General features: G+C 64.9%; 20 protein-coding genes and 1 pseudogene. 13 read left to right on the top strand and 8 right to left on the bottom strand.

Annotated elements, in window-relative coordinates:
- The first annotated feature begins 47 nt into the window (after nucleotides 1-47).
- The 3 genes from DWF74_RS27500 (at nucleotide 48) to DWF74_RS27490 (ending at nucleotide 5,150) form a co-directional block, all read left to right on the top strand.
- Nucleotides 48-749, top strand: coding sequence for a VIT1/CCC1 transporter family protein (locus DWF74_RS27500; protein ID WP_115582117.1), 702 nt, complete (start codon nucleotides 48-50; stop codon nucleotides 747-749).
- A gap of 331 nt (nucleotides 750-1,080) precedes the next feature.
- Nucleotides 1,081-3,306, top strand: coding sequence for an LTA synthase family protein (locus DWF74_RS27495; RefSeq protein ID WP_205413468.1), 2,226 nt, complete (start codon nucleotides 1,081-1,083; stop codon nucleotides 3,304-3,306).
- Between the two features lie 212 nt (nucleotides 3,307-3,518).
- Complete coding sequence (locus tag DWF74_RS27490; RefSeq protein WP_115582115.1) at nucleotides 3,519-5,150, top strand: methyl-accepting chemotaxis protein; 1,632 nt, start codon at nucleotides 3,519-3,521, stop codon at nucleotides 5,148-5,150.
- Here DWF74_RS27490 and DWF74_RS27485 read toward each other — a convergent pair.
- Nucleotides 5,140-6,351, bottom strand: coding sequence for a CynX/NimT family MFS transporter (locus tag DWF74_RS27485; protein ID WP_115582114.1), 1,212 nt, complete (start codon nucleotides 6,349-6,351; stop codon nucleotides 5,140-5,142). The genes DWF74_RS27490 and DWF74_RS27485 overlap by 11 nt on opposite strands.
- A gap of 159 nt (nucleotides 6,352-6,510) precedes the next feature.
- On the opposite strand from DWF74_RS27485, the gene DWF74_RS27480 reads away from it, so the two are divergent.
- Nucleotides 6,511-7,476, top strand: coding sequence for a helix-turn-helix transcriptional regulator (locus DWF74_RS27480; RefSeq protein ID WP_115582113.1), 966 nt, complete (start codon nucleotides 6,511-6,513; stop codon nucleotides 7,474-7,476).
- A gap of 83 nt (nucleotides 7,477-7,559) precedes the next feature.
- Nucleotides 7,560-8,402: an NAD-dependent protein deacetylase gene (locus tag DWF74_RS27475; protein ID WP_115582112.1), complete on the top strand. Its 843-nt coding sequence runs from the start codon at nucleotides 7,560-7,562 to the stop codon at nucleotides 8,400-8,402.
- 3 nt (nucleotides 8,403-8,405) lie between these two features.
- Here DWF74_RS27475 and DWF74_RS27470 read toward each other — a convergent pair whose 3' ends face one another.
- The gene (locus DWF74_RS27470; protein ID WP_102864184.1) at nucleotides 8,406-9,308 is read right to left on the bottom strand and encodes a LysR family transcriptional regulator; all 903 of its coding nucleotides are present in this window, start codon (nucleotides 9,306-9,308) and stop codon (nucleotides 8,406-8,408) included.
- A 181-nt stretch (nucleotides 9,309-9,489) separates the two neighbouring features.
- On the opposite strand from DWF74_RS27470, the gene DWF74_RS27465 reads away from it, so the two are divergent.
- The 5 genes from DWF74_RS27465 (at nucleotide 9,490) to DWF74_RS27445 (ending at nucleotide 13,510) form a co-directional block, all read left to right on the top strand.
- Nucleotides 9,490-10,188, top strand: a complete 699-nt coding sequence (locus DWF74_RS27465; RefSeq protein ID WP_011060621.1) for a CoA transferase subunit A — start codon at nucleotides 9,490-9,492, stop codon at nucleotides 10,186-10,188.
- 37 nt (nucleotides 10,189-10,225) lie between these two features.
- The gene (locus tag DWF74_RS27460; RefSeq protein WP_011060620.1) at nucleotides 10,226-10,885 is read left to right on the top strand and encodes a CoA transferase subunit B; all 660 of its coding nucleotides are present in this window, start codon (nucleotides 10,226-10,228) and stop codon (nucleotides 10,883-10,885) included.
- 11 nt (nucleotides 10,886-10,896) lie between these two features.
- Nucleotides 10,897-12,075 (top strand): acetyl-CoA C-acetyltransferase, encoded by a 1,179-nt coding sequence (locus tag DWF74_RS27455; RefSeq protein ID WP_102864183.1) that lies wholly within the window; start codon nucleotides 10,897-10,899, stop codon nucleotides 12,073-12,075.
- Nucleotides 12,076-12,334: 259 nt separating this feature from the next.
- Nucleotides 12,335-12,742 (top strand): hypothetical protein, encoded by a 408-nt coding sequence (locus DWF74_RS27450; protein ID WP_102864182.1) that lies wholly within the window; start codon nucleotides 12,335-12,337, stop codon nucleotides 12,740-12,742.
- Nucleotides 12,743-12,763: 21 nt separating this feature from the next.
- Nucleotides 12,764-13,510: a hypothetical protein gene (locus tag DWF74_RS27445; protein WP_162884130.1), complete on the top strand. Its 747-nt coding sequence runs from the start codon at nucleotides 12,764-12,766 to the stop codon at nucleotides 13,508-13,510.
- Nucleotides 13,511-13,735: 225 nt separating this feature from the next.
- Here the strand turns inward: DWF74_RS27445 and DWF74_RS27440 are convergent, their stop codons facing one another.
- Both DWF74_RS27440 and DWF74_RS27435 read right to left on the bottom strand, forming a co-directional pair.
- Entirely contained in the window at nucleotides 13,736-14,038 is a 303-nt protein-coding gene (locus tag DWF74_RS27440; protein ID WP_047303532.1) for a hypothetical protein, read from the bottom strand.
- A 190-nt stretch (nucleotides 14,039-14,228) separates the two neighbouring features.
- Nucleotides 14,229-15,152 carry a LysR family transcriptional regulator gene (locus DWF74_RS27435; RefSeq protein WP_102864180.1) on the bottom strand — a complete coding sequence of 308 codons (924 nt, stop codon included), beginning with the start codon at nucleotides 15,150-15,152 and terminating at the stop codon, nucleotides 14,229-14,231.
- Nucleotides 15,153-15,281: 129 nt separating this feature from the next.
- Here DWF74_RS27435 and lysA point away from each other — a divergent pair, with 129 nt between their 5' ends.
- Nucleotides 15,282-16,514: a diaminopimelate decarboxylase gene (lysA, locus tag DWF74_RS27430; RefSeq protein WP_102864179.1), complete on the top strand. Its 1,233-nt coding sequence runs from the start codon at nucleotides 15,282-15,284 to the stop codon at nucleotides 16,512-16,514.
- Nucleotides 16,515-16,521: 7 nt separating this feature from the next.
- Here the strand turns inward: lysA and DWF74_RS27425 are convergent, their stop codons facing one another.
- Together DWF74_RS27425 and DWF74_RS27420 are read right to left on the bottom strand one after the other, a co-directional pair.
- Complete coding sequence (locus DWF74_RS27425) at nucleotides 16,522-18,246, bottom strand: alkaline phosphatase D family protein (protein WP_102864178.1); 1,725 nt, start codon at nucleotides 18,244-18,246, stop codon at nucleotides 16,522-16,524.
- Between the two features lie 36 nt (nucleotides 18,247-18,282).
- Nucleotides 18,283-19,719, bottom strand: a complete 1,437-nt coding sequence (locus DWF74_RS27420) for an MFS transporter (RefSeq protein WP_115582110.1) — start codon at nucleotides 19,717-19,719, stop codon at nucleotides 18,283-18,285.
- A 128-nt stretch (nucleotides 19,720-19,847) separates the two neighbouring features.
- Here DWF74_RS27420 and DWF74_RS27415 point away from each other — a divergent pair, with 128 nt between their 5' ends.
- Together DWF74_RS27415 and DWF74_RS27410 are read left to right on the top strand one after the other, a co-directional pair.
- On the top strand, nucleotides 19,848-20,771 hold the full coding sequence (locus DWF74_RS27415; RefSeq protein ID WP_115582109.1) for a LysR family transcriptional regulator: 924 nt from the start codon (nucleotides 19,848-19,850) through the stop codon (nucleotides 20,769-20,771).
- A 25-nt stretch (nucleotides 20,772-20,796) separates the two neighbouring features.
- Entirely contained in the window at nucleotides 20,797-21,252 is a 456-nt protein-coding gene (locus DWF74_RS27410; RefSeq protein ID WP_102864175.1) for a hypothetical protein, read from the top strand.
- Nucleotides 21,253-21,327: 75 nt separating this feature from the next.
- On the opposite strand, the gene DWF74_RS31120 is transcribed toward DWF74_RS27410, so the two are convergent.
- Nucleotides 21,328-22,494: a methyl-accepting chemotaxis protein gene (locus DWF74_RS31120; protein ID WP_430757479.1), complete on the bottom strand. Its 1,167-nt coding sequence runs from the start codon at nucleotides 22,492-22,494 to the stop codon at nucleotides 21,328-21,330.
- A 3-nt stretch (nucleotides 22,495-22,497) separates the two neighbouring features.
- Nucleotides 22,498-23,085: pseudogene (locus DWF74_RS31115) on the bottom strand (cache domain-containing protein); the annotation flags it as partial.
- Nucleotides 23,086-23,557: the final 472 nt, after the last annotated feature.

Raw genomic sequence — 23,557 nt, 5'->3', positions numbered from 1 at the left:
TCCGCAGCTTCCGTGTCTGCAATGCCATCAACCTGAGTCCATCGCCGATGAAATTCATGCACCGACACCGCGAACTGCACCGCAACGACCGCATCGGTTGGTTGCGCGCCGCCGTCCTGGGGGCCAATGACGGGATCGTCTCCACCGCCAGCCTGCTGATCGGCGTGGCCGCGGCCAGCGCCAGCCACGGCACACTGCTGGTGACCGGCATGGCCGGGCTGGTGGCGGGGGCCATGTCCATGGCCGCCGGAGAATACGTATCCGTGCACTCCCAGGCGGACACCGAACAGGCCGACCTGGCCCGGGAACGGCTCGAACTGGCCAGCGACCACCCGGCCGAGCTCAACGAACTGGCCCGTATCTACCAGAGCCGCGGCGTGAAGCCGGAACTGGCACGGCAAGTGGCGGAGCAACTGATGGCCCACGACGCCCTGGGAGCTCACGCCCGGGACGAACTGGGCATCAGCGAGGCCCTGGCGGCCAACCCGCTGCAGGCGGCGCTGGCCTCGGCGGCGAGCTTCGTGGTGGGCGCGGCCCTGCCCCTGGCGGTGACCTTCATGGCCCCGACCCACAGCGTGGTGCCGTGGATTGCCGGCATGTCCCTGGTGTTCCTCGGCGGCCTGGGGGGCCTGGCAGCCCGTGCCGGTGGTGCCAACGTACTCTCGGGTGCCTGGCGCGTGACCCTCTGGGGCGCCCTGGCCATGGGCCTTACCGCCGCCGTGGGCAGCCTGTTCGGTAGCGTGGTCTGAGCCGGTAGCAGGCTTGCCGGCGAATAGCCCCTCAAGACCCGCACCGCCCTGCCGGGCGCCATCGCTGGCAAGTCAGCACCTGCAACAGCGCGGCGCCATCACCTTGGAGCAGATCCAGCGGTGCGGTTTTTTTCACACTCTGAAATAGTAAATCCCGCCACTGACAGCCCTGTCCACAACAGCCGTCAGACGCCTGAACACTGGCCTTCAGCTCAATCTGAAGAGCATCCGGGCCAATTCTCAACTCGGCCAAAACTGAATTCCCCCCACGAATAAGAAACGTCTCACCTGAAGCTCTTGTTAAACTCGCGCACATTTGCGTGAAGATTTGATGACAGGCAGGTTATTTGTGAAGTTGATCCGTCGTTGCCTCCAACACCCTCTTGCTCCCCTGTGCACCTTGTTCGGCTTGCTGTTGCTGGTGCCAATGGGCGCACGCCTGGCTCTGGGCTGGTCCAATCCGCTGGGTTACCTGTCCGACCTGACCAGCGCCAGTCTGCTGACCCTGCTCTTGTACCGCCGCCGCTGGTGGCTGGCGCTGCCGGTGCTGCTGGTGTGGGCGCTGCTGACCCTGGTCAGCGCCGAGCTGGTGAGCGCGGTGGGCCGCATGCCCAACCTCGCCGATCTGCACTACCTGGTGGACCCGCAGTTTGTCGGCAATTCCACCGGCGGCGGCCTGACCCACCCTGAGCTGGGGCTGACCCTGATGTTGGGGCTGGCGCTGTGGCTGGTGGTCCAGCGCAGCAGTCGTGCAGTGAAAACCCCGACACTGCCACGCACGCTCTGGATTCTGCCGCTGGGCTTGCTCCTGGCCCACGGCGCCACCCAATACCTCAAACCCAGCGAAGCCGATCAGTGGCAGCTGTTCAACCTGCCCCACCAGGCCCTGGCCACCGCCACCGGCCAGGCGCAGATGCAATTGGAAGACTGGCTGCAAGGCGATGTCGCCGATGTGCCGCCGCCCATGGCCGGGCTGACCCGTCTCGACCTTGAAGGCCAGCCGCTGCTGCCCAGCGCCGGCCGCGCGCGCAACGTGCTGCTGATTACTCTGGAAGGCATTCCCGGGGCCTATATCCGCACCAACCGCGAGGCCCTGAACAGCCATTACCAGGAAGACTTGATGCCCAAGCTCAGCGCCTGGGCCGAGCGTGGCATGAACACCCCGGACTACGTGCTGCACAGCCACCAGACCATTCGCGGCCTGTACGCCATGCTCTGCGGCGACTACGACAAGCTCGACAACGGCACCCCCAAGGGCGTCGAGATGCTCACCCAGAACCAGCGCAACCAGGCCTGCCTGCCGGCGCAGATGCACAAGTTCGGTTTCAACACCCACTACCTGCAAGGCGCCGGCCTGCGCTTCATGGCCAAAGACAAGATCATGCCGCACATCGGCTTTGACGCGACCCATGGCCTTGAGTGGTTCAAGAACGACAACTACCTGGAATTCCCCTGGGGCAAGGACGACAAGGCCTTCTTCGAAGGCGCCCTGAGCTACGTGGATCAGTTGAAGAAGAAAAAACAGCCATGGATGCTCACCCTGCTGACCGTCGGCACCCACCAGCCCTACTCCGCGCCCGAGGACTACCTGGAGCGCTACGAGACGCCCAAGCAGGCGGCGGTCGGCTACCTGGACGACGCCATCGACCAGTTCCTCACGGGGCTGGAACGCAAGGGCGTGCTCAAGGACACCCTGGTGATCATCACCTCCGATGAATCCCATGGCATCGACGGCGTGCGCCTGGCCTCGTCCTGGGGCTTCAACCTGATGCTGGCCCCGGACCAGGACCTGCTGCCCCACCTCAAGTCGGGCACCTACGGCCACGTCGACCTCAGCGCCTCGGTGCTGGACTACTTCGGCCTGCCGGTGCCCGCCAGCCTCAGCGGCCGCTCGTTGTTCCGCGACTACGCCCAGGGCCGGGAAATCATGTCCTACACCAACGGCAAGCTGCGCTACCACGACGGCCAGGGCACCTTCACCGAATGTGATTTCCAGCAGCGCTGCCGCTACTACTCAAGCACCGGTTTCATCGCCGACAGCGCCAGTCTGCAGGGTCAGTACGGCGGCCTGCGGGCCCGGCAGATCAGTGCCCGGGCCACGCATCTGGATCGCAGCCTGCTGCAATCGCCGCTGAACCAGCACTATCAGTTCGGCAGCCCGGCGATCATCCCGCTGCAGGCGCAGATCAAGGATGACTGGGCCGACAACCTGATCGGCGCCCAGTACCTGGAAATGCCCAAGGGTTCCCAGACCCGGGTGCGTTTCACCGTGCGCTCCGCCGACCCGCAGCAGAACGCCTACATCCTGCTCAAGGGCAAGGAACTGGAACAGGACGTCCCCCTGGGCCTGCCGGAAGAAATGCTGGTAACCCCCGACCAGCCGCTGCAGATGGACTTCAGCTTCGACAACCCGGAAACCCGCAAGGCGTTCTCCTTCCACCTTCTGGGCTACGGCCTGGGCGCGGTGGAAGTCAGCGACTTCAGCGTGATCACCGAGTTGCCGGGGCAACCTGAAAACGTCGACCCCGAAGAAGACAGCAGCGCCCATTCCAGCTGAACCCTGCCGGACATCGAGCAGCGCCCTTTCGGGCGACGCTCGAAGCGCCCTCTACACGCCCCGCAAAAAATATTTTCCTGTACATGAAACTTTTTTTGTACAGGAAAAGTCGGACCGTTGATGTCATTTGAACATCATTGAGCTATCACGCTGCCTCGTCGAGACACAGCCCTGTGAAGCATTCAGTCAACGGTTTAGGAGCGGTCCTTCCTATGTTTTCCAATCTGAGCATTTCACAAAAGCTCTATGCCGGTTTCGGCGTCGTCCTGCTGATCCTCCTGCTGCTGGTGCTAGCGGCCCTGCGCGGTTTCGATCAGGTCAGCAGCAGTGTCAAAAGCAACATCCACAGTTACGAGGTCCTGAGCCAGTCCGACGCCCTGCTGCGCAGCCTGATCAATGTCGAGACCGGCATGCGCGGTTATGCCCTCACCGGTCGCGACAGCTTCCTCGAACCTCTGGAGCAAGGCGAAAAAGCCTTTGCCGACTATTACGCCCGGATCAAAAGCAGCACCTCCGACAACCCCGAGCAGCAGGCGCGCCTGGAGCGACTCAAGGCCCTGCACGACCAGTGGCTGCGCGACGACGTCCAGGGCAACCTGGACCTGCGCCGGGCGATCAACGCCGGCAGCCAGCCGGCCACCGCCATGGCCGAACAGATCAGCGCCGGTCGCGACAAGGCCAAGATGGACGCCATGCGCCAGCTCACCAGTGAATTGCGCGACGCGGAAAAAAGCCTGCAGGACGCCCGCAGCCAGGCCATGGACGACGCCAAGGCCTCGGCCCTGGCGATCCTGATCGGCGGCGGCTTGCTGGCGGCGGTGCTGGCCATGCTGGTGGCCTGGTCGCTGTCCAGCAATCTGGTGGGCCGTATCCGCCAGGCCGTGGACGTGGCCAAGGCCATCGCCGCCGGCCGCCTGGACAGCAGCATCAGCGCCACCGGCCGTGATGAGGTGAGCAACCTGCTGCAGGCCTTCGCCGCCATGCAGGAGCGCCTGCGGAGCATGATCAGCCAGATCAAGCAGGGGGCCGACCAGTTGGTCAGCGCCTCCCAGAGCATTTCCAGCGCTTCGTTGCAGCTCTCGGCCTCGGCCCAGGAGCAGTCCCACTCGGCCTCCTCCATGGCGGCCACGGTGGAAGAGCTGACCGTGAGCATCAACCATGTGGCGGACAACGCCGGGGATGCCCACGCCCTGTCCAGCGAGTCCGGGCGCCAGTCCGAGGAAGGCGGCAGCGTGATCCAGGACACCCTGGGCAGCATGCGCCTGATCGCCGAGACCGTGCAGGCTTCGGCCACCCAGATTGGTGAACTGGGTCAGCACGCCGAGCAGATCTCCAGCATTGTCAGCGTGATCAAGGGCATTGCCGAACAGACCAACCTGCTGGCCCTGAACGCGGCCATCGAAGCCGCCCGGGCCGGAGAACAGGGTCGCGGCTTCGCCGTGGTGGCCGATGAGGTGCGCCTGCTGGCCCAGCGCACGGCCAACTCGACCCAGGAAATCACCGAAATGGTCGGCAAGATCCAGCTGGGCACCCGAGAGGCGGTGAGCAGCATGGACGTGGGGGTCAATCAGGTGAAAAACGGTGTCGAACTGGCCCAGCAGGCCGGTGAGGCCATCGTCAATATCCGCACCTCGTCCGGCAATGTGGTGCGGGTGGTGGACCAGATCTCCCTGGCCCTGCGGGAGCAGACCGCCGCCAGCCAGGATGTGGCGCGCAATGTCGAGCGCATCGCGCAGATGTCCCAGCAGAACAGCCAGGCCGTGGAGGAAACCACAGAGACAGCCCGCTCCCTGCAGCAACTGGCGCAGAACCTGGAACAGCAGGTAAGTGTGTTCAGGCTCTAGGACTGGCACTGGCACTGCCCGACTCAAGCGCTCGGGCACGCACCAGCATCAGACTCAGCCCCGCACCCAGCAGCAGGACCGCGATCAGCATCAGCCAGGCGCTGGCAAAATCCGCCGCGCCCTGCTGCACGGCGCCGAATAGCACCGGCCCCAGGGCGAACCCGGCGAAGAAGCCTGCCGAGAGCAGACCCGAGGCGCAGGCCGGGCTGCCAAAGGCCGGATCGCGCAGCAGCATGCTCATGGCGATAGCGTTGGTGGCCACGGCGCTCAGGCCCATGCCCAGAGCGCCGAACCACAAGGGCCAGTGCGCCTGAGGCGTGGCCTGGGCAGTCACCACCAGGGCCAGGCTGGCCAGGAGCATCAGCGTCAGCAGCAGCCAGGACTCCTCGGCCATGCGGGCCGCCAATGGCGTCAGCAGGGTTCGGGCCAGGATGCCCATGACCCCGAACCCGGCGACCATGGCCCCGGTCTCGCCGACCGTCACTCCTTGGCGGGCCGCGAATACCCCAAGAAAGGTCACGAAGGACGAAAGCACCAGGCCGACACACAGCTGCACGCTGAGCAGCAGCGTCAGCCGTGAATTGGGCCGGGGAATCGTCAGGCTCACGGCCTTGCCCACGGCGCTGCCCGGCGCCACCCTGGGCCCCCACAGGGCCAGCAGCAACGTCGGCACAAGCAGGCAGGCCAGGGCCGCGCGCCAGCCCAGAGACCCGGCCAGAGGCGGCAGCAACAGGCCGGCGATCAGCGCGGACAACTGCACCCCGGACTGTTTCAGCCCCACCACCGCGGCCTTGCTGCGGGCCTCGACACACTCGGCCACCAGCAGTTGGGTCACCGGGTTGGCCAGGGCCTGGGCCACTCCGCAGATCGCCAGGGCCAGCAGCGCCCCGGCAAAGCCCGGCAAGCTGACCAGCAGGCCATACCCCGCCAGGGTCGCCCAGAACAGCAAGGCCAGGCCCCGGCGGGTGCCGAGTCGGCTGGCCAGCGGCCCCGCCCACAGGGACAGCAATGCCGCCAGGCCAAAGGCGCTGGTCAGCAGCCAGCCCAGCCAGTGGGGCGCAATCCCAAGATCGGCGATCAGCAGGGGCCCGAGGGCGCCGATGGCATAGAAGATCAGCATCGGCAGGCCCATGGCACACACCAGCACTGTACGCAGCCAGAGCCCCCGGGGACTGGCGTTTTTCAAGCTCTGAGGGTTCATCCCTTGCTCCGTGGCAGGTGGCGCGCCGCCGGGTGACGACGCTCACCCCTGCTTGGGAAACAGCTTACTTTCTAGCGAGAATGCTTATCATGCGTGTTCATATGGGAAACGGATCCATTCCCATGGCAAACGCAGAACATCCATTGCAGGAGCGCGAACATGGCCGTTGCACCCGGTTCTTCCCAGTCCTATCGCTTGCCGTGCCACGCACCACGCGAGCACCGCCAGGCCCCGGGCGGCGGGTCACGCCAGCAGTTGCCCCAGGCCTTGGGCGATTGCTACAGCGACAGCCTGCCCCTGGCCCAGGACCTCACCCTGGTGCGCTCGCGCTACCACCCCAATCGCCCCTTGATCGAAGAGGCCAGCAGTTGCCACGCCGGCCGTCTACTGGTGATCACCTGTGCCCTGCAAGGCATCTCGGGCTACCTCGACGCCAAGGGTTCGAGCCTGGTGTTTCGCGCCGGGCACACCAGCGTCAGCGCCTTCCAGGCCAGCCGTGGCGAACGCCGTTATGGCGCCAATGAAACGGTGGAGCAGCTGCGCCTGCTGGTGGGCGAAACCCTGCTCCAGCAGTACCTGGGCCCCACCCGGGCTCGCCAGTTGCTGGGCCAGGACGCCGTGCAATTGCTGGCCTGCGGGCCCACCTCCCGGGCCAGTGCCGGCCATCTCAGTGCCCTGGCCCAACCCTGGGGCCGGCAGCAGCCAGCGACGCTGGAGTTGCACATTCACGCCCTGAGCCTGCTGTCCCTGCAATTGCAGGCCCTGGCCCCCGCCCCTGTCGCCCCGGGCCGGCGCCTGAAGGCCGCCGATCTTGAACGGCTGCAGCGGGTACGCGACCTGATGTTCGAGCAGATGCACCAGCCCTTGAGCGTGGCCTATCTGTGCGCCGCTGTGGGGCTGAACGAGTTCAAGCTCAAGCAGGGCCTGCGCGAGCACTACCACACCACGCCGCAGCGCATGCTCCTGGAAATCCGCATGGGCCATGCCCACCGCCTGCTGGAAGGCGGCTGCCAGGTGGCCCAGGCGGCCTATCAGGTGGGCTACCGCTTTCCCGGCAACTTCAGCGCGGCCTTTACCCGGTTCTATGGCAAGTCACCCAAGTCGGTGTTCGGCCCCCGGCGCTGAACCACGGGTAAGACACTGGCGCCGCGAAGGCTTTGCGTCTATTTCTGGTAGGCGTCCCTGGTCACTGGAAACGAGTGCAGCCCATGATCGACCGCCCTACTGCCCCACCGCTCGAACAACTCGCCGCCGCCATGCACGGCCAGCCGTTCATGGTCCTGACCGGCGCCGGCATCAGCACCCCGTCGGGCATCCCCGACTACCGCGACAACGACGGCGTGCGCCGCGGCAAGCAGCCGATGATGTACCAGGAGTTCCTCGGCCAGGCCGAAGCCCGGCGCCGCTACTGGGCCCGGGCCATGCTCGGCTGGCCGCGCATGCGCCAGGCCCGGCCGAATGCTGCGCACCAGGCGTTGGCGCAATTGCAGGCGGCAGGAAGCATCGCCGGGGTGATCACCCAGAATGTCGACACCCTGCACGATCAGGCCGGCAGCCTGGACGTCATCGAGCTGCACGGCAGCCTGCACCGGGTGCTGTGCCTGGATTGCGGCCAGCGCAGTCAGCGTGATGCCATCCAGCAGCAGTTGCAGGCGCTCAATCCCTACCTGGCCGGCGTCGACGCGGTGCAGGCACCGGATGGCGACACCCTGCTGGACCCGGCCTTCGAGGAACGCTTCCAGGTCCCCCGCTGCCCCTACTGCGACGGTGACCGCTTGAAGCCCGACGTGGTGTTCTTCGGCGAGAACGTGGCCCAGATCACCGCCGCCCGGGCCTTGAATGCGGTGCACGAGGCCGCCGGCCTGCTGGTGGTGGGTTCATCGCTGATGGCGTATTCGGCGTTTCGCCTGTGCCGCGCCGTGGCGGACCAGGGCAAGCCGCTGCTGGCCATCAACTTCGGCAAGACCCGCGCCGACGAGTTGCTGGACCTCAAGCTCGGCGAGCCCTGTGACCAGCTCCTGCCGCTGTTGGCCGAACGCCTGCTGCGCTAAGCCTCAAAGCATGGCCACGCGCTGGTCGAGGTTTTCCTCGCGCAGGATGTCGAACAGCGCCTGGGCCGCGGTGGACAACTCCTCCCCCGGCTTGGTCAAGACGCCGATGGCCCGCTCCACCACCGGATCATCCAGGGTCAGGCAATGCCCACCCAGCTCGCGCATGTGCTGGGCACACAGCGCCGGCACCGCACTGACGCCCAGGCCGCTGGCGACCATGCGCCCCACGGTCGCCAACTGGTGGCTTTCGAATTCCACCGGCAACTGCACGCCCCGGGCCCGCAGATGGTCCTCCAGCATCACCCGCACCGTGGACGGCCGCTGCAGGGTGATAAAGGGCTCCTGCAGCAGCGTCTGCCAGTCGATGCGGCTGCGCTGAGCCAGGGGCGAATCCTTGGGCACCACGGCCACGAAACGGTCGATGTACAGCGGGGTGAACAGCAAGGAAGTGCTGTCCTGAGGCTCGAAGGCCACCCCCAGCTCCACCTCGCGGTCGCGGACCATCTCCAGCACCTGCTCGTTGACCACATCATTGACCGTGACGTTGACCTGGGGGTAGCGGGCACGAAAGTGCTTGAGAATCGGCGGCAGCAGGTTACCGGCAAAGGACGGCATGGCCGCCACCGTGACCCGCCCGCGCTGCAGGGTGAAACGCTGGCGCAGTTCGTCCTCGGCGTTGTCCCAATCGGCGATCAGGCGTCGGGCCAGGGGCAGCAGAGCCTCGCCTTCCGGGGTCAGCGCCACATTGCGTGTATTGCGGGTAAACAACCGTCCGCCCAAGCCTTCTTCCAGGGCCTTGATGGTCAGGCTCAAGGCCGACTGCGACAGGTGCAGGCGTTCGCAGGCCAGGGCAAAGCTCAAACTGTGGGCCACCGCCAGAAAGGCCCGAATCTGTTTAACCGTCATCTGTCATCCTCATGGGGGGCAGCGGCCAGCTATAAACTTCAGGCCGCAAGCTTGGAGCTGATTATGCTGCTTTTCAAATCAATCAACCTTAAAAATCAACTTAACAAATCAATCGTGCAGCGCAACACTGATCCGCAAACGGCTGGCCAGCCGCCAACGAACAAGAAAGAGGATGGTGCAAATGGCAGGTTTCGATAAGCGCGTGGCGTCCTATGAGGAAGCCCTGGAAGGTCTGCAAGATGGCATGACCGTGATCGCCGGCGGCTTCGGTCTGTGCGGTATCCCCGAGAACCTGATCGCCGAGATCAAGCGCCGCGGCACCCGCGATCTGACCGTGGTGTCGAACAACTGCGGGGTCGACGGTTTCGGCCTGGGCGTACTGCTGGAGGACCGCCAGATCAGCAAGGTGATCGCCTCCTACGTCGGTGAAAACGCCCTGTTCGAGAAACAGTTGCTCAGCGGCGAAATCGAAGTGGTGTTGACCCCCCAAGGCACCCTGGCGGAAAAAATGCGCGCTGGCGGCGCCGGCATCCCGGCCTTCTTCACCGCTACCGGCGTCGGCACCCCAGTGGCCGACGGCAAGGAAACCCGCGAGTTCAAGGGCCGCACCTACCTGATGGAAGAATCCATCACCGGTGACTTCGCCATCGTCAAGGGCTGGAAGGCCGACCATTTCGGCAACGTGGTCTATCGCCACACCGCGCAGAACTTCAACCCCCTGGCGGCCACCGCCGGCAAGATCACCGTGGTCGAAGTGGAAGAAATCGTCGAGCCGGGCGAGCTGGACCCGACGCAGATCCACACCCCTGGCATCTACGTCGACCGGGTCATCTGCGGCACCTTCGAGAAGCGCATCGAACAGCGCACCGTGCGCAAGTGATCGCCCTTCCCCAGCCCGACTAACAAGGACAACCAACATGGCTCTTACCCGCGAACAAATGGCTCAGCGCGTCGCCCGCGAACTGCAGGACGGCTTCTACGTCAACCTCGGCATCGGCATTCCAACCCTGGTGGCCAACTACATCCCCGACGGCATGGAAGTCATGCTGCAGTCGGAAAACGGCCTGCTGGGCATGGGCGCCTTTCCGACTGAAGACGAAGTCGACGCTGACATGATCAACGCCGGCAAGCAGACGGTGACCGCCCGCATTGGCGCCTCGATCTTCTCCTCCGCCGAATCCTTCGCGATGATCCGCGGCGGCCATATCGACCTCACCGTACTCGGCGCCTTCGAAGTCGACGTGCAGGGCAACATCGCCTCGTGGATGATCCCCGGCAAGCTGGTCAAGGGCATGGGCGGCGCCATGGACCTGGTGGCCGGTGCCGAGAACATCATCGTCACCATGACCCACGCCTCGAAAGACGGCGAATCCAAGTTGCTCAGCCGCTGCAGCCTGCCGCTGACCGGCGCCCAGTGCATCAAGCGCGTGCTCACCGACCTGGCCTACCTGGAGATCGAGAACGGCGCCTTCATCCTCAAGGAGCGCGCCCCCGGGGTCAGCGTCGAGGAAATCGTCAGCAAGACCGCCGGCAAGCTGATCGTGCCGGACCACGTGCCTGAAATGCAGTTCGCTTAAGGAGCCCCACCATGCAAGACGTCGTTATCGTTGCCGCTACTCGTACCGCCGTGGGCAGTTTCCAGGGCTCCCTGGCGGGCATTCCCGCCGTCGACCTGGGCGCCGCGGTGATTCGCCAACTGCTGGCCCAGACCGGCATCGACCCGGCCCAGGTGGACGAAGTGATCATGGGCCAGGTGCTCACCGCCGGCGCCGGGCAGAACCCCGCGCGCCAGGCCGCGATCAAGGCCGGCCTGCCCCACGCCGTGCCCGCCATGACCCTGAACAAGGTCTGCGGCTCTGGCCTTAAAGCCCTGCACCTGGGCGCCCAGGCCATCCGCTGCGGCGATGCCGAAGTGATCATCGCCGGCGGCCAGGAAAACATGAGCCTGTCCAACTACGTGCTGCCCGGCGCCCGCACCGGCCTGCGCATGGGCCACAGCCAGATGATCGACAGCATGATCAGCGACGGCCTGTGGGACGCCTTCAACGACTACCACATGGGCATCACCGCCGAGAACCTGGTGGAAAAATACGGCATCAGCCGCGAAGCCCAGGACGCCTTCGCCGCCGCCTCCCAACAGAAAGCCGCAGCGGCCATCGAGGCCGGGCGCTTTGTTGACGAGATCACCCCGATCCAGATTCCCCAGCGCAAGGGCGAACCGCTGACCTTCGCCACCGACGAACAACCGCGCCCCGGCACCACCGCCGAAGCCCTGGCCAAGCTCAAGCCGGCATTCAAGAAAGACGGCAGCGTCACCGCCGGCAACGCCTCGGCGCTGAACGACGGTGCCGCCGCGGTGATGCTGATGAGCGCCAGCAAAGCCCGGGCCCTGGGCTTGCCAGTACTGGCCAGGATCGCCGCCTACGCCAACGCCGGGGTCGACCCGGCGATCATGGGCATCGGCCCGGTCTCGGCCACCCGCCGCTGCCTGGACAAGGCCGGCTGGACCCTGGACCAGTTGGACCTGATCGAAGCCAACGAAGCCTTCGCCGCGCAATCCCTGTCCGTGGCCAAGGAGCTTGCGTGGGATGCGAACAAGGTCAACGTCAACGGTGGCGCCATTGCCATCGGCCACCCGATCGGCGCGTCGGGTTGCCGGGTGCTGGTGACCCTGCTGCATGAAATGCTCAAGCGCGACGCCAAGAAAGGCTTGGCGACCCTGTGCATCGGCGGTGGTCAGGGCGTGGCATTGGCCATCGAGCGCTAAGCCGCTATCGCGCTTCACGGCTGGCCCCCGGACCCACGATACCCGGCGACCTGTCGGCAACACACCCGGCGCACTTACCCGTGCGCCGAGTGCATTTCGCGACCTGACCGATGGCCCACGCAAGCCGCTAGCGGCGCTATAGCCGTCAGCTACATTCAACTTGTACGGCTGGCGCGATCCTGCTTTTCGACACTTACTCCTACTGACTCACCGCTGAAACAGTACGGGGTCGTGCCCGCGCCAACGAGCGGGAGGCAGCATGAAGATCTCAGAGGGAATTCAGATACTCGCCAACCTGGCGCAGGCCAAGGCGCTGGCGTTGCAACACGTCAACCAATCCGTCGTGCCGTTCAACAAAGTCAGCACAGATGCGCCTGAGCAGAAGATCGTCTACCAGCCCGGTACGGACGAGGAAAAAGACGCCATCGACGCCTTCCAGAGCCGCCTGAAGGAGCCGGAGCTGACCACGTCCACCACCGAGAAACCGCTCGCCGAACTGGCGGTCACGGCGATTACCCGGTACATCCAGATAATGGAAAAAACCAGCTTCAAGAGAACCAAGGCCGACTACCCCGCCTTGCGTAAGGTTCTTCTGCTGCTCGACCTGAGCATCCTGACCTCGATGGTCTGGTCCCTATCAGTGAATCAGTCCAGTACCACCCGCTAAGCCGTTTGCAAGGATTGCATCATGAAGAAATGGATCGCCTTAACGCTAATCTGCATTGCCCTCTTGAGCTTGAGCACATTGGCGACACTCTCTGTCTGTTGTTCGTCCTCCATGACGGGCCTGCCCAGCGAGATCGGCAAATCGGCGCTACAACTGCTGATGGTCTCGGTGATCGGCACAACCGTCTCGTTGCTGGTGTTTGAGTATCAGCGCGAACGACAAGCTACCGACAGAACCGCGGAGCAAGCCCGTCAAGCCAGCGAAAAACAGCGCGACCTGCAACAGAAGCGTTTCGAATACCGAGAATCGCTGTTGACCTCAGTGCTTTCCAGGACCATGAACGCCTATAGCAAGACCAAGAAAGCCCGGCGCATGACCCGAGCGCATATGACGCTTATAGGTACAGTGCGCCAGCTTTCGCTGAATCAATACGACACTTTCTTCGACTTGATCAATGAGGCTCAATTTGAGCTGGAAAATCTCAAGCGGGATATCAGGACCAGCGCCAAGGCCTTCTACGACGCCAAACACCTGACAGATAATCTGCAGACCATGGACGACTACCTGGGACACCTGATTGGCGAATACGAAGTCAGCCGGCAGAAATTCATCGGCATTGCGCCAACCCTGCCACTCGCTGGCCTTCCATTGCTGGAGAACTTTCTTGAACCGGCGGCCAGCAGCGATTTCAAACCCAAGATGATTATGCCTTACAGCACTATCCAGGCCGTCATCCGCGAAGACCTGCTGCATCCCAACCTGCCCTGAAAGCCCCCACGCCTTGTCGCTCAACGCCGGTGCCGCCGCAGTGCTGCTGGTCAACGCCAGCAAGGCACGGACCCTGTGCCTGCTACTGGCGAAAATCGCCGCCTGCGCCAATGCCAGACAAGCTTGTGAAGGCGCTGGCCGGACGGCGTTTTGCTTGCCAGCGAAGGCGCCCTCAAGATCGCCTTCGCCAGCAAGCTGGCCCCTACAGAAAAAGCTGGCTCCTGGTTACGCCAGGTCAAGCTGAACACCGTCCGGCGCGCCCTCGACCGTCCATTGGCGGGCCCAGTCACTGTCTTGTTCCACACTACTGAAGCCGTGATAGACCACATTCAACTGGGTGGCCTGGGCTGTCACCCCATTGCAGATCAAATACAGAGTGGCATTGGCATCCGCTTGCAGAACATAAAGAACCACATTGCCTTGAGCAGGAATGTTCACATTGGCCAGGTTGTTGCCCTGGGCAGTGCCCCTGATGGCAACTTGCTGCGCAGCAGCGGTGTTATTGCGGGCATGGATGGCGATAGGCATTTTCTTCAACTCCGGAACCCGTCAGCGGATTCAGTCGGTAGGGATTGAAATGCTGTCGCCCGACTCGCTTGAGAGGTTCAGTCGACAGCTGAGGCCATCCTCGGTAATTGTCGACAGCCAGACGAGAGGGACATGTTTCCCTGAAGAGCCAGGTTCCACTCTCGATATTGCACATAGGCCTCGAATGCCCCTAAGCGCCCTGCACTATCCGCCCCACCTGCTCTTGCAGCCCCTTGGCCTGGGCCCGCAACGATTGGCAAAAGCCCTCGACAAAACTCGATGAAGGCCGGTAGTCCGGGCGGATCAGCATCACCCGATACGGCACCGACAGCTGCAACGGACGGATCGCCAAGCCACGCCCCACTTCTTCCATGGCGCTCAAGGGATTGATGATCGCCACCCCCAGTTTCTGGCGCACCATGGCGCACACCGAGGCGGCGTTGGTGGTTTCCACCACCACCCGGCGATCGACCCCGGCCTGGCGAAAATGCTCGTCCAGGGTTTGCCGATAGATATCCAGGCCCGAGAGGTTGATGAAGTTCTGCCCGCGAAAATCCTCCGAAGTCAGCCGTGGCCTGGCCAACAGCGGATGATCGTCCGGGAGGATGCAGACCATATCGGCGCAGAACAGCAGTTCCCCTTGAGTACCTCGTGGCAGGTGCTCGCTTTCAGTGAGGCCCAGGTCATGGCGCTGGGCGCTGAGGGACTCTTCCAGCAGCGGCGACTCCTGGGCAGTGATGCTCAGGCCGATCCCCGGATGCGCTTGCAAAAAGCGCTGGCACACCCGCGGCAGCAGGGTCTGGGAGAACAGTGGCAGGCAGCTCAGGCTCAACTGGCCGTGCTCGAAACGGCGGATCGACTGGGCCACGCTGTTGATCCGCTCCAGCCCCACATAGGCCCGCTCGACCTCTTCAAGCAACAGCAGGGCCTGGGCCGTGGGCAGCAGGCGCCCGCCTTCGCGGTCGAACAGGCGCAGACCGGAAAGCGCCTCCAGCCGCGCCAGTTCGCGACTGACCGTGGGCTGCGAGGTGAACAGCAGGCGCGCGGCGCCGGTGACGCTGCCGGCCTGCATGATGGCGCGGAAGACTTCGATGTGCCGCAGGGAGATGTCCATGAACAGAGGCTCGCTTGATCGCTCAACCCATATCAAATCTGAATCAGGCTACAAAGAATAGATATTTTATTGAATGACCGGAAATCGGCATGCTGCAGCCACTCTCACTGACCACAGACAGCAATCGCCATGGCCATTCCCTTCTCTCCTGCTCAACTCGCCGCCGCCGCCCGCCAATATGGCACTCCACTGTGGTGCTATGACGCCGCCACCATCCAGGCGCGCATTGCCCAGCTGCAGGCCTTCGACGTGGTGCGCTACGCCCAGAAAGCCTCGTCCAACCTGCACCTGCTGCGCCTGATCCGCGAGGCCGGGGTACGGGTCGACGCCGTATCCCTGGGAGAAATCGAGCGTGCCCTGCTGGCCGGCTTCAGCCCGGTGGATGCCGGCATCGTCTTCACTTGCGACCTGTTCGACGCAGCCACCCTCAAGCGCGTGGTGGAACTGCAAGTGGAGGTCAACGCCGGCTCCATCGACATGCTCCGTCAACTCGGGGAGCAGTCCCCGGGGCACCGGGTCTGGCTGCGGATCAACCCGGGCTTCGGCCACGGCCACAGCCGCAAGACCAACACTGGCGGCGAGAACAGCAAACACGGCATCTGGCACGATCAGGTCGGCGAAGCCCTGGCGGTGATCCGCCAGTACGGCCTGCACCTGGTGGGCCTGCACATGCACATCGGTTCCGGGGTCGACTACGACCACCTGGAACAAGTGGGCGCGGCCATGGTGGCGGCGGTGAAATCCCTGGACCACGACATCGAGGCGTTCTCCATTGGTGGCGGCCTGTCCACCCCTTACCGCGACGGCGACACCGCGGTGGACGTGCAGCGCTACGCCAACGCCTGGAGCGTTGCGCGCCGGGAGATCGAGGCCTACCTGGGCCACGGCGTGCGCATGGAAATCGAGCCCGGGCGTTTCCTGGTGGCCGAGGCCGGTTGCCTGGTCAGCGAAGTACGGGTGGTGAAGACCGCCGGCCAGCATCACTTTGTGCTGGTGGACACCGGCTTCAACGACCTGATGCGCCCGGCCATGTACGGCGCCTACCACGGCATGAGCCTGCTGGACGCCAGCGGCCAGCCGGTGCAGCGCCCGCAACAGCTGACCGTGGTCGGCGGCCCACTGTGCGAATCCGGCGATATCTTCACCCAGGACGACGAATGCCTGACCCCGCGCCTGCTGCCCCAGGCCCAGGTTGGCGACCTGCTGGTGCTGCACGACACCGGCGCCTATGGCGCCAGCATGTCCTCCAACTACAACAGCCGGCCGCTGCTGCCGGAAGTGCTGTTCGCCAACGGCCAGCCACAGCTGATCCGCCGGCGCCAGCCCCTGGCGGACTTGCTGGCGCTGGAACTGGGGTTGTAAGGCGCCGTTACCAGGGCTCCAGCCGGAGCCGTTCCTCCTGGTTGTTCACGCTGTCGTCCTGCTTGCGGGTCAACAGCGGCGCACCGTCGGCGCCGTAGAACTGCACCACCAACTCGGCGCTGTCGGGATGCAAGTCGAGACGGGCGAAGTTATCGGCCTGGGTAAAGGCCCAGGTGTGGTAATCCATGGTGTGGGTACCGTCGAGAAGCGCAAAGCTATCGGGCGTCTGCGGCGCCGTTGAGTCGTGCACGTAACCGGCCGGGTCACCGTCGGCAAAGGGAAAAGGCCAGTAGAAGGCCGACGAGGTGACGGCATAGGACTTCAGGGCCTGACCCGCGGCACTGAACGTCAACCGGGAAATGTTCGAACAGTGAATGTCTCCGGACAGGAACACCACGTTCTGCACCTGGTGCTCGATCATGGTTTCCAGCACGGCGCGCCGCGTGGAGGGGAAAGCCGACCAGGAGTCGCTGTCGTTCTTGTGGCGCACGGCATCAGAGTCTGTGCCCACGGTATCCACACCGTTGGGCACAAAGACGCTGGAAGTGACCACGAACTTGGGGATGTTGCCCCGATCCTCCTGCATGTGGCGCAACCAGGCACACAGCCGGTCGAGCTGACCCGGTTCGCTGGGGTGCAGTGAAGGACGACCCAGCAGATGGTTGTCCTCCAGGGCGTCCGGCACATCATCGAGAAAGCGCTGGGTACGGGTGTCGAGCACGAAGAACGGGTAGTCGCCACAGGAGAAGTCGTAGAACAGCTGGTTGGTCTGCAAGTGCTGCAGGTACTTGTCGTCACCGGTCATGGCCCGGCCATGGACATAGCTGTCGGCAAAGCGGGGTCCATGGCTCCACTGGTAGCTCATGTAGGCGCCCATGGCGAGGTTGAACAGCAGGCGCTTGTCACGGTCCTTGCGAATCCGGTCCTGGGTCCAGTTGTCCTCGATCTCGTGGTCGTCGAGGATCATGTAGGTGGGCAGGTGGGCCAGCAATTGGCGGATGTTCGGCGAGCCGAAGGCGCTGTGGTAGCGCTCCTCGAATTCCTCGAACGTATCCGCCAGCCCCACCGGCACCAGGCGGTTGAACAGGTCGGCATAAATCTGGTCGCCCACCATCAGCACCAGTTGCGCATCCCCATGGTCGGCCAGCATCGGCCCGAAGATGGTGTCGGAATTCTTGCGTTTCCACAGCAGCCCCGGGTAGCGGCAAGACCCCAGCAGAAAGCTCAGGGGCGCTGGTTTGGCGCCGGCACTGGGGTGGGTTGTGAACTCGGCTTCGACGTACATCTTGTCGGCCCCGGTGCGGTTCAGATCATTGGCCCAGGCGCCAGGCTCGGGCAGACGCTGCACCACCGACTCGCTGGACACATCATCATCGTTGCTGCCCGCGTCATCGACGTTGAGCGACGCCATGCGCACCCGATACCGGGTGTCAGGCGTCAGCACAAAGGGCTTGAGCTGCTTGCGCGCGGCCTGGTTGCTCCACAGGCTGGTGTCGACACCGAGATTGAAAGTGCCGGTACGGTGGTACTCGCGTCGCAAGCGAAAATAGAAGATGTTGTCCGCCGCGACCCGACCATTGCTGCCCACCACGCCAATCACGCCGATGGTGCGGATATCCTCCGCCACGCCCTTCTCGTCCAGGGCATCGGAGGCGGCGATCCATAAACGGCAGGACGTATCAGTGGTGTGCCCGACAATCGGGCCTAAAGAAGGGGTGCGAAGTGTACTCACGGTGACCTGCTCCTTGGTGGGGTGTGCAGGCCAAGCTTAGTTCGGGCGCGGCAACCGACAAGCCGGATCAGGCGCCTCGGACAACCGGTCGAAACAGGCGACAATCAGCGCCAGCAGCATCAGGACGGCAGCGACCGCAAAGGTCCAGTGCATGCCACGGGCCACCGCCGCGACATCGGCAGGACCGCCCTCACCCGGCCGCGACATCACGGCAAACAACGCCCCCATGGCGGCCGCGCCGCTGATCAGGCCAAGGTTGCGTGACAAGCTCAACAGGCCCGCCGTCAGCCCCCGTTGCTGCGCTGCCACGTCGAGCATCACCAGGCTGTTGTTGGCCGCCTGGAACAGCGCATAGCTGGCGGTCACCAGGGCAATGGGCAGCAGGTACCCCGCCAGCCCCAGGCTCACGGGTAACAGCGCCAGCAGGCACAGACCGAAGAACATGCCCAGCAGCCCGAGCCGGCACAAGCGCCGGGCGCCGAGCCTATCCACCAGGCGTCCGGCGGGTACCCCGCTCAGGGTCGCCACCAGCGGCCCCAGGGACAGGCACAGGCCCACCCAGACAGTCGCCAGCCCCAGCCCCTGGGACAGATAGAAAGGCCCGATCACCAGAGTGGTCATGATCACCGTGGACACCAGCAGGCTCAGTAGCAGGCTGCGGCGCAGTTGCGGCCGGCGCAGCAAGGCGGGCTGAAACAGCGGCGCGGCGACCCGTCGCTCGACCCACACCAACAGCACGCCCCCACCCACCGCTACCGACAACAGTCCCAGGTTCAACAGCGCCAGCGGGTTCTCACCCAGGGTCAGGGCCAGGGCATAGGCACCCAGGCTCAGGGCCAGGAGCAGCGTCCCGGGCAGATCGAAAGCGCTGGCTGAGGTGGCTTTGGGGTCCTGTGGCAGGCAACGCCAGGCCAGCAGCCACGCCAGTAGTCCCAACGGCACATTGACCAGGAAAATCCAGCGCCAGCCGACGCCGGCCAGCAGCAGGCTGCCCAGGGATGGGCCGACAGTGGTGCCCAGGGCCGACAGGCTGCCCAGCACGCCCATGGCCGTTCCCATGTGAGCCTTGGGTAACGCGTCGCCCACCAGGGCCATGCTCAGGGCCAGCATCAGGGCCGCCCCCAGGCCTTGCAGGGCCCGGGCCGCCAGCAGCCACCCAAGGCTTGGCGCCAGACCACAGAGCAGCGAAGCCAGGGTGAACAGGGCGATCCCGCCCAGCAGCACCCGGCGCCGGCCCAGCAGATCTCCCAGGCGCCCGGCGCTGGCAATCAAGGTGGTGATCACCAGCAGGTAGGCCAGGACAATCCACTGCACCTGCTGAAAGGATGCCTCCAGGCTCCGGGCCAGGCTCGGCAGCGCGGCGTTGGCAATGCTGGTGTCCAGGGACGGCATCAGCGTCGCCAGCGACAGGCTGGCCAGGGCCCAGCGTGCACGGGATCGAAGCGCGGGACGGTTCGACTCAAGGGTGGGCATTGCGCAGACTCCATCAAGGCGTTTGCCCGCCAGCCTATGTCCGCGCCAGACCTGGCGGAAGACGCAGGCTTTGCAGTTAATTGATGCATGCAACGCCATGTCAGCCCTGGGCGTGCTAGATTCCGCCCATGTCGACTCCCGATCTGAATCTGCTGCTGACCCTAGACGTACTGCTGAGCGAAGGCAGTGTGGCCCGGGCCGCCCTGCGCCTGAACCTGAGCCCGTCGGCCATGAGCCGGGCCCTGTCCCGCCTGCGCCAGGCCACCGGTGACCCGCTGCTGGTCCGCGCCGGACGCGGCCTGGTGCCCACGCCCCGGGCACTGGAGCTGCGCCAGCAAGTCGGACCGCTGGTGGAGCAAGCTCAGGCCGCCCTGCGCCCGGCCGAGCAGATCGACCTCAGGCAACTGGTGCGCACCTTCACCCTGCGCAGCCGCGACGGTTTCGTCGAGAACTTCGGCCCGGCCCTGGTCAACCGCCTGCGGGCCGAAGCGCCCGGGGTACGGGTGCATTTCGTGCCCAAGCTGGACCGCGACAGCAAGCCCCTGCGCGAGGCCAGCGTCGATCTGGAAACCGCAGTGATCGATGCCGACACCAGCCCCGAGTTGCGCACCCGGGCGCTGTTTCGCGATCGCTTTATCGGCGTGGTGCGCAGCGACCACCCCTTGAGCCGCGGCCCGGTGAGTCTCGACCATTACCTGGCCGGCCAGCACATCCTGGTGTCCCACCAGGGGCACGACCATAGCCGCATGGACGATGCTCTGCAGGCCCTGGGCCGGCAGCGGCAGATCGTCACCCTGGTCAGCGGTTTTTCCGCGGCCCTGGCCCTGGCCCGGGGTTCGGACCTGATCGCCTTGGTGCCCGAGCGCCACACCAGCAACCTGCGAGAAGGCCTGCACAGTTTCCGCCTGCCGGTACCGCTACCGGAGCTGACCATTTCCCTGCTCTGGCACCCGCGCATGGAGGCCGACCCGGCCCATCGCTGGTTGCGCCAATGCGTCCACGAACTCTGCAGCGACACCACAGATACCCTAGCCGGCGGCCACCACCGCTGATGCCCCTGATCGTCGAGACTCTGCAATGCCCTCACCCTCACTAGCCGTACCCGTTGCCCCCCTCAGGTACCTACCCGCCATCGTCGCGCTGCTCTGGGGGCTGTCCCTGGCAATCGTTCGGGCCTGGCAGCCGATGGATTATTTCTGGGAAAACTTCGCCGCCTACTGGCTGCCCCAGGGGCTGATCCTCGGCCTGCTGCTGTGCACCCGGCCCACGCCGGCGCTGTTCACCGGAGTGGCCCTGGCCCTGGCGGCGCACCTGCAGCTGTTCTGCCTGTGGATCACCTCCCCGATCGACAGCATGGGCTGGCTGTTCTACCTGTTCGATTTTCCGGGCGCGCTGGTCGGCGCCGCCATTGCCCGCTTCCTAGCCACGCACAGGGCCGCGGGCAAACCGCTGGCGAGCGGGCTGCTGGGTTTTGGCGGGGTGGCCTTGGGGCTGTTGCTGAACTTTCAGCTGGTGCTGTTCAGCCAACACTGAATCGGGGCGACGACAGCGCCCCGCAGAGGGAGTTGAAACTCACCCGGACCGCCGGCGGCCCGGGTGAGTGAGTCTTCAGCTGTGGCCCTGGCTCAGGTGCGACAAGCGCCCGGACAGGGCCTGCATGGCCTCACTGACCTTGTCCAGTGCCTGGGCGTCCCGGGCGTTGTCCTCGCTGATGCCGTGGATGCGCACCGCCAGTTCGTTGATCTCCTGGGTCACATGGCTCTGCTGCTGCGCCGCCACGGCAATCTGCTGCGCGCGCTGGGAAATATCGTCGAAGCTGGTGACGGTGCTCGACAGCGCCTGCGACGCGCCAGAGGCCTCGCCCACGGCTTCACGGGTCCGCGCCTCACCGGCCTGAATCGCCTGGACTGCCTGACGTGACGCCTGCTGCAAATCGCTGATCATGCCGCTGATCTCGTTGGCTGAGGTCTGGGTCCGGCCGGCGAGGGTCCGTACTTCATCCGCCACCACGGCAAAGCCGCGGCCTTGCTCCCCGGCCCGAGCGGCCTCGATGGCGGCGTTGAGCGCCAGCAGGTTGGTCTGCTCGGAGATGGCCTTGATCACATCCAACACCGCGCCGACCTGCTGGCTGTCCTGTTCCAGGCGCTGGATCACCGCAGTGGCCTCGGCCATTTCCGTGGACAGCAGCTGGATCGACTGACTGTTGGCCGCGACCCGCTGCTGGCCGTCCTGCACCACCACCAGGGATTGGCGGGCAGTGTCGGCGCAGTTGTTGGTGTTCTGCGCCACTTCAAGAGCACTGGAAGACATCTGGGTAATGGCCGTGGCCAACTGGGTGTTCTCCTGGCGTTGCTGCTCGGCGCGCTGGGCCAGGGTGCTGCTGAGTTCACCCAGGCGCGCGGCTTCGTTCTGCAACTGCTGGGCTTCGCTGGCGATCTTCTGCAACATCTGCCGCAGTTGCCCGGCATAGCGGTTCACCGCACCGCGCAAGGCGCCGATCTCATCGGCCCGGGCCACATGCAGCTCGGCGTTGTCCGTGGCCTGACCACGGCCCAGGGCATCGATCTGCTGGGTGGTTTCCTCCAGTTGGGCAATCAGCTTGTGCCCGGCCAGCCAGGCGAAGAACAACAAGAGCGCCAGCAACGGCAGCAGGAACAGCAGGATCTCGGTGGTCATGGCCCGAGCCAGGCCGGTGACCTTCTGCTCGGGGGTCACCAGGCCGATGGTCCAGCCGCTGCCGGGCATGCTGAACAGGCTGACCCGCGCCGCTTCCATCAGCCGGCCATCCTCTGCCAGATCCAGGCTGCGCACCTGCCCGGCAGGCGCCGCCTTGGCCAGGGCCTCGGCCACCGGATGCAGCCAGGGCTGCTGCTTGCTCAAGGCGTCGAAGCTGAGCATCTGCCCACCGGCACTGGCCTGGGCATCGGGGAAATACAAGACATTGCCGGCCTGATCCAGGGCAAAGGCATAACCGCCGGTGACCGCGCCCTGTTCCTTGAGGAAACGCGCCAAGTCATCCAGGCGCAGGTCGATGGTGGCGACCCCGGCGAAGGCGCCGTCCTGACGATAGGGCACGCTGCACGTGGTCATCGGCACCTGGGTCACCGGGTCCTGGTAGGCCTCGGACCACAGGCAACGCCCCGGCGCACTGTTGCGCGCGCCGGTGTACCAGGCTTCATGGTGATAGCCGGCGCTGCCGGCAGCGTTGTAGTCATCGGAGAACGTCAGGGACCCGGCATCGCTGCGCGCCCAGAAGAAGCTGCGGCGCTCGACCCCGGCAGAGAAGGCATTGGGTTGCGGCCAGATGCCGCCCCCGGCGATCGCCTTGTCGCCTTCGTGATCGATCAGCTTGGGCAAGGTGGCCATCACCAGCGCCTGCTCCTTGGGCAGCCCTTCCACCAGATGGGCCATGCTGGCCGTCACCCCTTCGATCCCGGCCAACTGCAAGGCCAGTTGCCGGACAATGGCACTGCCGGTCTGTTCAATCAGGGCCGAGCTCGCCGCCACCACTCTGGGCTGCCCCCGCAAGGTCATCACGGCGAACACCGCCAACGCCGTGAACAGCAACAGCAGCACACTGCCGAGGGTCAAACGATGAGACAGACGAACCGGTAGCAAGGCCATGACGAACTCCGTATCAATAGGCATGCAGAGCTTATCGACCAAGGTCATGGATCACTTGAGAAAAGAGTGACGCCGATCACGTTTTGTGTGACCAGAATGTGTGTGTGAATACCCGCGAGCGACTCGGCAACGGCGCTGATGACAGCACTCGCGTTCGACAGAGTGTGTCCGGCCCTGCACCACGGGTTCAATCGGTGGACGAATGCTCGCAGCT

It is taken from the genome of Pseudomonas protegens (assembly GCF_003363755.1).
GTDB classification, from domain to species: Bacteria; Pseudomonadota; Gammaproteobacteria; order Pseudomonadales; family Pseudomonadaceae; genus Aquipseudomonas; species Aquipseudomonas danubii.
This window is presented reverse-complemented; position numbering and strand designations above follow the sequence as displayed.